This is a genomic window from Bifidobacterium sp. UTBIF-78 (assembly GCF_006408945.1).
Taxonomy (GTDB): Bacteria; Actinomycetota; Actinomycetes; order Actinomycetales; family Bifidobacteriaceae; genus Bifidobacterium; species Bifidobacterium myosotis.
This window is the reverse complement of record NZ_JFAO01000038.1, coordinates 1-11,877: the sequence shown is the minus strand read 5'-3', so window position 1 is coordinate 11,877 and position 11,877 is coordinate 1. Positions and strand designations below refer to the sequence as shown.

At 65.1% G+C, this 11,877-nt stretch carries 8 protein-coding genes; 4 read left to right on the top strand and 4 right to left on the bottom strand.

Translation table 11 applies throughout. The annotated features are described in order from the left end of the window. The first annotated feature begins 56 nt into the window (after nucleotides 1-56). Nucleotides 57-1,265, top strand: coding sequence for an ROK family protein (locus tag BG22_RS08575; protein WP_140494817.1), 1,209 nt, complete (start codon nucleotides 57-59; stop codon nucleotides 1,263-1,265). Between the two features lie 174 nt (nucleotides 1,266-1,439). Here BG22_RS08575 and BG22_RS08570 read toward each other — a convergent pair whose 3' ends face one another. Together BG22_RS08570 and BG22_RS08565 are read right to left on the bottom strand one after the other, a co-directional pair. Beyond that, entirely contained in the window at nucleotides 1,440-3,746 is a 2,307-nt protein-coding gene (locus BG22_RS08570) for an alpha-galactosidase (protein WP_140494815.1), read from the bottom strand. A gap of 198 nt (nucleotides 3,747-3,944) precedes the next feature. After that, complete coding sequence (locus BG22_RS08565) at nucleotides 3,945-4,613, bottom strand: nucleoside deaminase (RefSeq protein WP_258186291.1); 669 nt, start codon at nucleotides 4,611-4,613, stop codon at nucleotides 3,945-3,947. A 186-nt stretch (nucleotides 4,614-4,799) separates the two neighbouring features. On the opposite strand from BG22_RS08565, the gene BG22_RS08560 reads away from it, so the two are divergent. Beyond that, entirely contained in the window at nucleotides 4,800-6,872 is a 2,073-nt protein-coding gene (locus tag BG22_RS08560) for a Na+/H+ antiporter (RefSeq protein WP_140494813.1), read from the top strand. 245 nt (nucleotides 6,873-7,117) lie between these two features. Here the strand turns inward: BG22_RS08560 and BG22_RS08555 are convergent, their stop codons facing one another. Both BG22_RS08555 and BG22_RS08550 read right to left on the bottom strand, forming a co-directional pair. Further along, the gene (locus BG22_RS08555; RefSeq protein WP_094668010.1) at nucleotides 7,118-7,921 is read right to left on the bottom strand and encodes a sulfite exporter TauE/SafE family protein; all 804 of its coding nucleotides are present in this window, start codon (nucleotides 7,919-7,921) and stop codon (nucleotides 7,118-7,120) included. Between the two features lie 82 nt (nucleotides 7,922-8,003). Then, entirely contained in the window at nucleotides 8,004-8,840 is an 837-nt protein-coding gene (locus BG22_RS08550) for an alpha/beta hydrolase-fold protein (RefSeq protein WP_140494819.1), read from the bottom strand. Nucleotides 8,841-9,437: 597 nt separating this feature from the next. Between BG22_RS08550 and dcd the strand changes: the two genes are divergently transcribed. Beyond that, a complete protein-coding gene (gene dcd, locus BG22_RS08545) occupies nucleotides 9,438-10,019 on the top strand; it encodes a dCTP deaminase (RefSeq protein WP_094668011.1) in 582 nt (193 codons plus the stop codon). Nucleotides 10,020-10,118: 99 nt separating this feature from the next. Beyond that, nucleotides 10,119-11,831, top strand: coding sequence for an FIVAR domain-containing protein (locus tag BG22_RS08540; protein ID WP_140494812.1), 1,713 nt, complete (start codon nucleotides 10,119-10,121; stop codon nucleotides 11,829-11,831). The last annotated feature ends 46 nt before the right edge of the window (nucleotides 11,832-11,877 follow it).

Genomic DNA, 11,877 nt, shown 5'->3' with positions numbered 1-11,877 from the left:
ATTAAAAACGCGGTATTTTGTGATTAACGCAATTAATACTTTCGCAAAGGGGCGTGATGGCTGATTCCAATGCGATTCCGCAGTGGTTTTCCGGATCGGAGCATACGCATCGGGTGGCCGCGGCCGTGGCCCAGTACGGGCCGATCGCACGCACCACACTGGCCCAGATGCTGGGTCTGAGCCAGGGGTCACTGTCCCGGATCACCAGCGATCTCATCTACGCGGGCGTGATCGAGGAACTGCCGGCCGTCTCCGGCGCCTCCGGCAAGCTGCCGGAGCGATTCACACCCAAGGAGAGCTCCGACCGGCGTGGCAGGCCGCAGACGGCGCTCGTCCTGTGCGCGAACGCACGCACATTCGTGGGCGTCAAGGTGCATGGCACGTCCATCGTGTCCGCGGCGGTGAACGCGCATGGCGAGGTGGTCTCCGGGCGTCACGAGGCGCCCATCGGCGAGGACCAGTCACCGGAATATGTGACCGAGGCGATCGCTCGGCTCGTGTCCGCGTGCGCAAACGACGTGACGGCAGCCGGACTGCCCTCCCCCACTGCCGTTGGCGTGGCGGTCGGCGGCCATGTGGTCGACGATTCGACGGTGACGTTCGCCCCCTTCCTGCATTGGGAGAGCGCGGTCGACTTGGGCGCGATGGTCGGGCAGGCCACCGGGCTGCCGTGCGGCGTGTTCAACGATATCGACTCGTTGCTGGTGGACGCCTCCTGGTTCGGCCCCGGCGTGGGACTGGACATGTTCGCCGTGGTCACCATCGGCGTGGGCGTGGGCTATTCGCTGGCGGTGCATGGCGAGCCGGTGACCTATCCGGACAAAAGCTACGGGCTGGTGGGGCATGTGCTGGTCGATCCGGAAGGGCCGCGTTGCACCAGCGGCCATATCGGCTGCTCGCAGTGCCTGACCGACGATTCCATCGCGGAACAGTACTCCGCGATTGTGGGCCGTCCGGTGACGTTCGAGGATTTCGCCCGTGACGCCCGCTCCCGTGTGCCGCAGGCCACGCAGCTGGTGAATCGCACCTGTTTCCGGCTGGGCGCACTGGTTGCCACCGTGGCGAACATCGCCATGCCCGGGCATGTGATGATCGCGGGAGAATCGGCGTTCCTGGCCAAGATAGGCACCGATTCGTTGCGAGACGGCATCCGCTTCTATCGGCACAGCCAAGCCCAGCCGGTGAAGTTCACCATTATGAACCATGACTGGCAGCTGTGGGCCAAGGCCGCCGCGAGCCGTGTGATCGTGAAGCACATCGGGTAGTTAGGGCGGCTGGGCTGGCGCGGGGCTAGGGCGGGCTAAGAGCGGCTCTCACCGGGCTGTCAGCTTAACGCCACGACCCAGCAACAACGGACTTGCCTACCGGCAAGACCCAATCCCACCTTCGCTCGGCTACCGCCTCACTCAGGCCATGGCTACTGACAGCCCACCGGGCTGTCAGCTTAACGCCACGGCCTTCAGAAGGACGGCCTGCTGGGGGTGGAGGGACGGCGGGCGGATGCCGTAACGGTCCAAAGCCTCGCCGGTCATGACCACACCGTCCTCGTTCCACCAGCCGAGCGTGCTCTGGCCGTTGGCCAGACCGGTCAGGTCAAGGCTGGGGTCGAGCGGGCTCACACGATAGGTGCGGTCAGGGTCGAGACCCGGCAGCCGCACGGGCGCGGCCGGATAGGTCTGACCCGTGGCGAGCTGGGTGAAGCGGTAGATCGCGGCGTCACGACTGGGCATCACCATGCCGTCGAGTCGCACGGCCGGATCGTTGGCGTCGGCATGCACGCAGGTGTCGATGGCGAACCAGTCGCGGTGCTTCTTGAACTCAGCCACCCACACGGCCAGCTTGGCGAGCGCATCCTCAGGCTCCTTCAGCAGGTTCCATTCGATGCCCATATGACCGAAGAACGCCATGGCCATGCGCAGCTCCTGGCTGGTGGCTCGCTGCGTGGAGTGCGCCGGGCTGGCGCCGACGTGCTCGCCCATCATGGCCGGGGGCACGAGCAGCGACGTGTAGCGCTGAATGTCCGCGCGCTCGACCGGGTCCACACAATCGGAGGCCCAGATGCGGTCGGCATATTCCAGGATGCCGAGGTCCACGCGGCCGCCGCCGGAGGAGCAGCTTTCGATCTCGAGACCGGGATGGCCGGTCTTGAGTCCCTTGAAGATCTCGTAGACCGCCAAGGTCTGCGCATGCACGGCCGGACGTCCGGAACGACGGGATGCGGCTTCGGTGACGAGCTTGTTGTGATCCCACTTGATGTAGTCGATGCCGAGCTCGCCCACCAGAGCGTCCATGGCATTGAAGATGTACTCGAACGCTTCGGGATTCGTGAGGTCCAGCACCTGCTGGCTGCGGCCCTGCATCGGCAGACGGCCGGCGGTGGGGGCCAGAATCCAGTCGGGATGCTCACGGGCGACATCGGAATCGGGATTGACCATCTCCGGCTCGAACCACAGGCCGAACTGCATGTCCTTGCCGTGCACGTAGTCGGCGAGCGCCTTGAGCGACTTCGGCCCATCGGGCCAGACCTCCTGCGCGATCTGCCAATCACCCAGACCGGACGTGTCGTCGCGACGGGAGCCGAACCAGCCGTCATCCACCACGAACCGTTCCACGCCGGACGCGGCGGCCTTGTCGGCGAGCGCCTTGAGCGTATCGAAATCGTGCTGGAAGTACACGGCCTCCCAGGTGTTGAGAATCACCGGGCGTCCCTTCGCGAACAGGCGCGGGTGGCGGGAGCGGACGTAGGCGTGGAAGCGCGCGGCGATTTCGTTGAGTCCGTCGCCGAAGGAACCGAACAGCCACGGGGTTTCGTAGGAGCTCTCGCCCTCGCCCTGCGCCGCAAGCGTCACTTCGCCGCCGAGCAGCAGTTCGCCGCCGCCGATGACACCCTGCGTGTACGGCAGACGTTCGGCGGACAGCACGGAGTTGCCGCTCCAGCCCACATGCACCGAGTACGCCTCGCCGTGTTCGAACCCGAAGCCGGGCACACCGGCGGTGAGCAGCAGGCTGGCGTCGAAGTCCGGACGCCCGGCGAGCTGCGGCTTCTCGAAACGGCCGACGGTCAGGGGCTGACGCTGCGGGCTGCGTTCGCGCAGATGATGTCCGGTGGTGGTGAGGATTTCGCCGGCGATTTCGGGCACGGGGAATCCGAGTTCGATCTTGCCGACCTCGAGCGCCGGCTGATCGCCGCCGAACAGGTTGGTGACGATGGCCTTCTGCCGGGCCAGACCACCGGGCAGCAGCTCCAGTCGCCATTCGATGCCGAGGCCCTGTTCCTCGTCCCGCGCGGTGACGGACACGCCGGGCACGCGGACCGGGCCGGTGGTGCGGGCATGACCGGCTACATCCGTGTACTGGTCGGCGGTGGCGGCGTCCAGCGAAGCGGCCACGACGCCCTCGGCCTGCACATCGGTCACGGTGAATTTGGGGAACAGTTCGATGCCGTCGCGACGCAACACCACGCGAGGCTCGCCGATCCAGCTCTCCGCCTGGGTGGGCAGGACGCTGGGCCATGCGGTCTCATCGAGGGCGCCGGAGACGCGCTGGGGCTTCAGGGCATCGTAGGCGGCGAGCAGCGTCTTCGGGTCGGCGAGGGGACGTCCCCAATGGACGATACGTGGAAGTTCGTCGCCGGCGAAAATCAGGCCGAGCGCGGCGTCGGCTGCTGTTTGGGCCAGATACACGGCGGTCAGCGGCGTGCCGTCCGCGGCGACTCCGGTGAAAGTGAGGGTTTCGTTCTCGGCCATGATGGTTCCTGTCTCCTTTGACTGTGACTCTTACGTGATCTTGACGACGGTTTTCCTGATTCCGATGGTAGGAAAAACGGAATATGTTGACTCGTCGCCGCGTGTTGGCGGGACCGGGTAAGAAAATGTCCCGCTTCGGCAGCTGAACGACAACGCCATCATGGGGCCGGCACCCAGTACGGGCAAACCGGACACGGCTCAACGACGGGTTGCGAAGAAATCCGTGAGGATGGACTGGCACGCCGATTCCAGCACACCGCCGTACACTTCAGGCGCATGGCCCACATGCGGATCGCGAGGGATGTCCCACACCGAGCCGCAGGCGCCGAGTTTCGCATCCCATGCGCCGAACACGATGCGGCCCACATGCGTCTGGATGCAGGCGCCGGCGCACATCGGGCACGGTTCGAGCGTGACCACCAGCGTGCAATCGGCGAGGTTCCACGCACGGGCCGGGGAGGCCGGAACCGAATCCGACGTTGACGCTGAGGCCGAGGGACCGATGGCCTCCGCGGCGATTCCACCCGCATCCGACGGTATCGTGCCGCCCATTGCGCGCCAATCTGATGCCGAATCATCAGGAGCCGAATCATCGAGCGCCGATTGCGCCGCGCGTAAGCCGGAGCCGACCCGGTGGAGACCGTCCGCCAGCAGGCCGCGGCGACGGGCGTCGGCCGCCTCGCGCATCGCGATGATCTCGGCATGGGCCAGCGGGTCTCCCCCGGTCTCCCGCGTGTTGAAGCCGCGGCCGATAATGCGCCCGTCCGGGTCCAGCACCAGAGCGCCGACCGGCACGTCGCCGGCGAGCGCGGCCTGTCGGGCCAGCGCCAGGGCCTCGCGCATCGCCGCCTCATAATCTTGATTCACATATCCGAGTCTACGGCGAATCCGCGAGTCGTCGGCGGTGGCCCCGCGACCGGACCACCGGTCAGGTAGTAGCGGACCATGTCGTGGTCCTGCCGGCCCCGTGCCCGGACGCGAGACGCCGTAAAGCTACCCGTAAGTTCCGGCTGTTTTCCTATACTTTTCACGACACGGGGAGAAGGTGGGATCATGGCGGTATTCGAACTCATTGTGTGCATCATCGCTGCGGTGGTATTGAGTTCGTTCCTGAGTCGTTTCATCCCCAAGGTCTCCACCCCGCTGGTCCAGATCGTGCTCGGCGTGATCGTGACGTATCTGCCGTTCTTCCCGGACACAAGCCTTGACCCGGAACTGTTCATGGTGCTCTTCATCGCGCCGCTGCTGTATCTCGAAGCGCACGAGATCGACAAATCGGCGTTGCTGAAAACCCTGAAGCTCAGCCTGTCGTTGGCGATCGGTCTGGCCATCGTCACCATGGTTGCGGTGGGATTCATCCTGCATGCCGTATGGCCGTCCATCACCTTGGCGGCGGCTCTGGCGCTGGGCGCGGCGCTGGGCCCCACCGACGCCGTCGCCGTGAGCTCGCTCGGACGTGAGGCGTCCCTGACGCAACGTCAGCGCAGCCTGCTCAAAGGCGAGTCGCTGTTCAACGACGCCTCCGGCATCGTGGGCTTCCAGTTCGCGCTGGCTGCCGCATTCACCGGCACGTTCGCCGTGGGCGAGGCGGCCGGTGAGTTCGTCGTCTCGTTCATCGGCGGCACGATATTCGGCCTGATTGTGGGCACACTGGCCAACTGGGTGTTCGAGACCGTGCGGTCACTGGGTTGGGAGACCACCACCACACGCATCCTCATGGAACTGTTCCTGCCGTTCCTGCTGTATCTGGGCGCCGAGGAATTCCACGTGTCCGGCATTCTGGCGGTGGTGGCGGCCGGCCTGTTCACACGCTTCGACCGCACGGGCGTGGGACCGAACGTGGCGCGCACGAACATCGTGTCCGCCTCGGTGTGGGGCGTGCTGAGCTTCTCGCTCAACGGCGCGGTGTTCATCCTGCTGGGCATGCAACTGCCGTGGGCCATGCAGGCCAGCTGGTCGGACCCCTTCATCAGCAACAACATGCTCATCGGCGTCATTCTGCTGGTCACCGGTGTGGTGATTGTGCTGCGCTTCGTATGGGTGGCGGCCATGCTGCGCATCGCGCGCGACATCAACACCGGGCAGCGCCGCAAAATGACTCCGGAACGCTGGCGGTCGGCCGCGGTGATGACCTTCGGCGGCCCCAAAGGCACCATCACCCTGTCCCTGATGTTCACCATCCCCTACTATCTGGCCAGCGGCGTGCCGTTCCCGATGCGTGACGAGCTGCTTTTCATCGCCTCCGGCGTCATCGTGCTGACGCTGCTGTTGGCCAACTTCCTGCTGCCGCTGCTTGCGCCGAACCGCGGCAAGGACCCGGCCGCAGCGATGGTGCCAATCACCATCGACGTGCTGCGCGCCACCGTGGAGGAGCTGACCGGCCGTATCACGCCGGAGAACCGTCGCGCGGTGCTGGTGGTGATCGACCTGTACACCAAGCGCATCAGCCGTCTGAAGCAGCGCATCGGAGAATCCGACCCGCATGGTCTCGAGCAACTGCAGATCGAGGCCCTGCATTGGGAGAAGGAATTCGTGCGCGACCGTCTCGCCGACATCAAGGCGCATCCCGATGCGGACGAGGCCACGCAGGAGCTGAACGTCGAGGCCTGCGAGCGCATGCTCGACCAGATCATGAACACGCTGCGGCACACGGCGACCGATCCGACGGCCGGACACGCCGTCTCCCAGATCCGCGGACGCGGGCGCATGCTGCAGCGCCGGCTGAATAATCTCGCCAAACGTACGATCTCCAAGATCCGGCGTACCACGCCTTTGGTGAGCGAGGACCAGATCTTCGCCCGCACACGCGAGATTCAGGTGGAGGCGATTCACCATGTGATCGACCGTCTGGTGGATGAGATGGGCCTTGATACGTACAACACCGAGCACTGCTCGGCGCTGCTGCTCGACTACCGACGCGCCGAGGCCTCGCTGCAGGCCCGGCCGAATATGAGCGGCAGCGCGGCGGCCATCACGCAGATCGAAGAGGTCAAGAAGGAGAGCTACGGCATCGAACTCAGCGTGATTCAGGATATGTTCGAGGCCGGCGACATCAATCGAGCGCAGATGCGTTCGCTGCGACGGAACATCTATGTCATGCAAGTCGATGCCGATTCCGGCATCTGACCTGCATGACCGTCGCGGCACAGCCGCTCCCCTCGCCTATGGACAGTCCACCGGACTGTCCACTTCACGGCTCGATCAGCAATCACGGACTTCGCTACGCGAAGACTCAATCCACCCCTCACTCGACTACCGTCTCGTTCAGGCCTCGCCTATGGACAGTCCACCGGACTGTCCACTTCACGGCTCGGCAAGTCGATGCCGATTCCGGCATCTGACCTGCATGACCGTCGCGGCACAGCCTCCGTTCAGCGGCGCGTAGCTTTGATGGCGACCCAGATGGACCGGATCAGCAACGCGCATAGGTAGACGGTGAACAGGATCGCGCCGGTGCGCGGTGTGACCGCGGAGGCCATCCATGTGCCGAGAGGCGCCGTCGCCGCAGCCACAATGCCGATGATGAGCGCCGCCTTGACATGCACCATACGGCGTCGCGCGTTCGCCACGGATGTGGTGATCGCGTTCGGGAACATGGCCAGCAACGACGTGCCGCGCGCGATCAGATCGCTCGCGCCGAAGATGATCGACAGGGCCGGCACGCAGATCGCCCCGCCGCCGATGCCCAGCAGACCGGCCAGCACGCCGGCGATCACGCCGAAGACGATAAGCCCGACGATGGTGCCCGCATGCATGTGGATCGTGGAATCACGCGATGGATTCGACATGGCCTGATTGACGATCACGAACACCAGAAACAGCACAAACGCCCATCGCAGCACCAGTTCCGGCAGTTTGGACAGCAGCCATGAACCGATCTGCCCGCCCACGAACATCCCGGCGAAAATAATCGCCGCCGCAATCCAGTCCACATCACCTTCGACGGCATAGGAGACGACGCCGGAGACCGCGGTCGGCACGATGGCCATCATCGAAGTGGCGGCCGCGTGCCGTTGCGTCAGACCGAGCCAGACCAAGGCGGGCACGATGATCGTGCCGCCGCCGATGCCGAACAGGCCGGACAGGATGCCGACCGCCACGCCCACGACGGCCATGATGACCATGCCGCGCGGGGATTCGTCCAGATGGTTCTCGTCGATGCTCACTTCGCTCACGACGCCCAGTCTAGGACCGGACCCGGCGAGGACGGGTGGCAGCGTCCGACTGTTGCACGCCCGCCCGCGAACAACCCGCAGGCTACAGCACACCCGACGTGATGTCGTTGTCCAGCAGCCACTGCCGCAGGTCGGCGAATTCCTCAAGGCTGACGTTGTGGTCAAGCCCGTGGTAGCTCTTGGTTTTGAGCCACGTATGTTCCTCAAGCCATGCGGCCGTGGCGAACAGTTCGTACTTGGGAATCACGCCGTCGAGTTTGCCGTACGTGTAGAACACGGGGATATCGAAATCCGCAAGCCGGTCGTCCGCGGGCGCGGTGCCCGGCACCTGTCCCGGCGCGTTGAAGCCGGACAGCGACACGACCGCCCGGTAGCGCTCGGGGTGAATCCTGAGCAACTGGACCGCCACCAGTCCGCCTTGTGAAAAGCCCAGCGGCACGACGTCCCGGTCGGCGGGGATGTTGTCGGCCACCCATCGGTCCACGGCAAGTGCGGCGGCATGGGCGTCATAGTCGAGATCCTCCCCCACGGGCATCGCGGCGTGGAGCCACGCGTAATTGCCCGGTTCGGGACGGCTGTCCGGCCGATCTTCGTACATTCCGTACGTTCCGGTGCCGGCATCAGTCCGCGCATCCGATGACGCCGGCGCCGGCGCCGATGAGCCGTTCGCACGTCCGTCGGTGGACGGCGCCGGTTCGGCAAGGGTGATCGGACCGCGCAACGCGACGAAATCGTTGTAGGGGGCGATAAGGCGCATGATATCCGCCATGTCCTGTTCGTTGGAGCCCCATCCGTGCAGGCAGAGGAAGAGAGGATGCGTGGGGTGCCGGCCCAAGCCGCCGCGTGAGACCAACGCATGATCCACGGCCAGCGGCTCGCCGAACCGTCCCGGCACTTCGGTGGATTCGCGACCAATCAGCTCATCGGCAGGTGCGAAGGCGTTCGCCCGCGCCGACCGTTCACCGGCAACCGCCCCACCAAACCATTCGTCGGCATCCGCGCCGTCGCCAGCCCCGGCATCGGCCCTTTCACCGCCACCCAGACCGCCTCGTGCCCCTTCGGCATTGCCCTCATCACCAACCTTGCCGGAATGGTCCGCGTCCGAAGCCCCGGAATCCCCAAATGGGTCCGGGAACATGTCAAGGAACTGCTCGGGGGTCAGGTCGTCATTCGCATCGTCGCTCATACCTGTCCATGGTAAAGGGTCGGCGGGCCGCGCCGCCCGGAACGGCTCATGATGTGCGTCACAGCAGTAGCCGGCTTTGCGGAACACCGGAGCAAAAAAGAACCCCGGCGGGGAGACCGCCGGGGAGAGAAAGGAGAGAGAAGAAGAAAGGGGTTCAATTGTCGGGAACTGCTGCGGCTCCTGGCCAGCTTCTTGCTGACATCATTTATATAACCACCGCTTTCTGGGTCTAACGATGGGTTTTTCTGGGAATACCCTGAGAATGCCGAAGAATACCGTTTCCACACAAAACGCTAGACTGGGCAACAGTACGTAAAACAAGGAGTTTGTATGCTGCTGTCCGATCGCGATATCCTCGCCGCGCAGGCCGCCGGCCATATTTCGCTCGAACCGTGGACCCCTGAGATGGTGCAGCCCGCTTCCATCGACGTCCGTCTGGACCGATATTTCCGCCTGTTCAACAATCACGCCTACACCTACGTGGACCCGGCGGAGAATCAGGGTGCGCTCACCGAGCAGTTCGAGGTGGGCCCGGACGAACCGTGGATTCTGCATCCCGGTGAGTTCGCGCTTGGTTCGACGTGGGAATACGTCAAACTCGATCCGACCATCGCCGCCCGACTGGAGGGCAAGAGCTCGCTGGGCCGTCTGGGCATTCTGACCCACTCCACCGCCGGGTTCATCGACCCGGGCTTCGAGGGGCATATCACACTGGAGCTGTCCAACGTCTCCACGTTGCCGGTCAAGCTGTGGCCTGGCATGAAAATCGGTCAGATGTGCTTCTTCCAGCTCAGCTCGCCCGCCGAGCATCCGTACGGCTCGCAAGGCACCGGCTCGCACTATCAGGGCCAGCGCGGCCCCACGCCCAGCCGGTCCTACGTGAACTTCTACCGCGCCCACATCGACGACTGACGGCGGAAGGCCGCACGCGCATTCCGCCCCGCTCCCCCGTTTCCGGCCGGCTGTGACGCCGGCCCTTCCGTTTCTGCCCGCATACGTCAAGGAGATGCCATGACCAATATCGATGGCGGTTTTGATTTCGATTTCCAGCACCACGACAAGCCTTCCAAACCGACCGTCCCCCCGCTGACTGCGCCGACTGTGCAGCCGGTCCAGTCTGCGCCGGCTCCGATTCAGCCGGCCAACTTCCCCGCTTCGGCCACCCCGTCGGTCGGTTCTTTCGCCGGTGCGACAGAGCCGACCGGAGCCACGCAACCGTTGCAGCGCACCTCCGGCAACCTGACCGGCAACGCCTCCGGCGCGGCGGCGGCAGGCCAGCAGCAGTACGTGTGGGATAGGGCCACCCAGCGGTTCATCCCCATCGGGACCGAGCCGGCAGCTCAGCAGTATCCGCCCCAGACCGCAGCGGACGCGTCCCAGCCGACGATGGCATATGGCCAGAACGCACAATCAGCCTCTCCATACGGACAGCCCTCCGCAGCGCAGTCCAGCGCACCTACGCAGGTGTTCCAGTCGGGCGCCGGCACCGGCGCGACGCAAGCTTTACCGTATGCAGGAACCAGCGCCACGCAGGCCATGCCATACGCCGGCGAAGGTGCCACGCAGGCTTATCCCGCCGCCGCACCGGCGGCGCAGCAGTACCCGACGCAGACGGTGCCGATGGCGGCGTCGGCCTCGCCGGCCGCCTATCCCGTCCAGTCATCCACGCCCCAACCCGCCGCGGCCAGTGAAGCGGCGACTCAGGTGTTCCGACCTCTGACGGACGCGGCGCCGGCGGCTCAGCCCGCGACGTTGCCGCCGTCTATTCTTCCGGGGGACCCGGAAGGGGATGAACCGGAGGGCGAAGGCCCGGACGGCCGCGGCTCGCGTCGGGGTGACGGCGGCAAGAAGAAGCACACCGGCGCAATCGTCGGCGGTGTGATCGCCGCCATCGTGGTCATCGCCTTGATTGTGGCAGGCGTGCTGTTCTGGCGTTCCAGCAGCTCGAAAGTGAGTCATGCCGCGGCGCTGGTGGAATGCCAGGTCGCCGCCAAGGAATACGACGCGGCCAAGGCCAAGCTCACTGCCGCTGTGGCCAACGGTCAGGCCATCGCCCAGACCGCCTCGGATCAGGTGACGGATGCCAACACGCTGAACACCCTGAATCAGGCGCTTTCGGCGGCGGCCAATCCCTCGGACACTGCCAAGTGCGGGACCTCGGCCACCACCGAGGAGCTCAAGTCGCAGGCCAAGGACATGCAGACGCAGTCCGATGATGCGACCGACAAGACCGATGCCATCAATGACGCCATCAAGGCCATCAACTCCTCGAAGGACACCGCCGATACCGAATCGCTGAAGTCCAGCCTGAGCTCCGCCATCTCGCAGGCCCAGACCACGCTGAACAACTCCGCCGGTGCCGTGGCGGACGAATCCACGCGCACCGCCCTGCAGACCGCCATCACCGACGCGAACAACGTGCTGGGCCGCTCCAAGCCGTCCGAATCGGACGTGAACAACGCCATCTCCGCGCTGCAGAAGGCTGAATCGGACGTGAACGCCTCGATGCAGACCCAGCAGCAGGAGCAGGCCAACGCGAATAACTCCAACAATTCCGGCACCAACGGCAGCACCGGCACCAACAACGGAGACACCGGCAACGGAACCCAGAATGGCACCACTGGCAACGGTAACGGCAACAACAACAGCGGAACCAACACCGGCAACGACAATTCGACCGATACCGGCGGCAACGGTACCGAAGACGATTCGGCCGAAAACTGACGTGCCTACCCCATCGCACCGTGCACATCGCACGGTGCACATCGCA

Excerpts from the sequence above, each read along its gene's own strand:
- BG22_RS08570 (WP_140494815.1), bottom strand. The coding sequence starts at position 3,746 with ATGGCCGAGAACGAAACCCTCACTTTCACCGGAGTCGCCGCGGACGGC.
- BG22_RS08575 (WP_140494817.1), top strand. The coding sequence starts at position 57 with ATGGCTGATTCCAATGCGATTCCGCAGTGGTTTTCCGGATCGGAGCAT.
- BG22_RS08540 (WP_140494812.1), top strand. The coding sequence starts at position 10,119 with ATGACCAATATCGATGGCGGTTTTGATTTCGATTTCCAGCACCACGAC.
- BG22_RS08560 (WP_140494813.1), top strand. The coding sequence starts at position 4,800 with ATGGCGGTATTCGAACTCATTGTGTGCATCATCGCTGCGGTGGTATTG.
- dcd (WP_094668011.1), top strand. The coding sequence starts at position 9,438 with ATGCTGCTGTCCGATCGCGATATCCTCGCCGCGCAGGCCGCCGGCCAT.